General features: G+C 75.5%; 1 protein-coding gene. It reads left to right on the top strand.

Annotation, left to right across the window (positions count from 1 at the left end):
- Window positions 1-502, top strand: a 502-nt coding sequence (locus N799_RS14095; RefSeq protein WP_036214032.1) for a DUF2345 domain-containing protein, incomplete at both ends; no start/stop codon positions are given.

Genomic DNA, 502 nt, shown 5'->3' with positions numbered 1-502 from the left:
CCTGCGTGCCGGCGCCGGCCTGCTGCTGAGCACCGAACGCGGCCGCGCGCAGCTCGACGCCAGCGGCGCCCGCGCGCAACTGGCGCAGGGCGGGCAACTGGTCGCCAGCCTCGACGACGTCGCCAATGCGCAAGGCGCCGACCTGCCGGGCGCCGCCACCCCGCTGCCGGCCGGTGAAGCGCTCAGGACCGTCGGCGAACACCTCGACGCCACCACCACCGGCAGCGCCCCCGGCAACGGCGTGGGCGGCGGCGAGGGCGAAGTGCCCGCATGGACCGCCCCGCTGCTGGTCGCGACCAGCCCCGACGGCATCGCCAGCCTGACCCCGGCCGACCAGGTCTGGGTATCGGGCGAACAGACCACCCTGAACGCCGGCCAGGACCTGCAATGGCTGACCCAGGGCGCCAGCGTCACCAGTGCCAGCGGTGGCATCGCCCTGTACGCCCACGGCAGCCAGCCGCCGGCCGGCAAGCCCAACACCGAGACCGGCATCGCCCTGCAT

Origin of the sequence: Lysobacter arseniciresistens ZS79 (assembly GCF_000768335.1) — a bacterium.
Taxonomy (GTDB): Bacteria; Pseudomonadota; Gammaproteobacteria; order Xanthomonadales; family Xanthomonadaceae; genus Novilysobacter; species Novilysobacter arseniciresistens.
The sequence above is the reverse complement of the archived record's forward strand: the minus strand, read 5'-3'. Positions and strand labels throughout refer to the sequence as shown.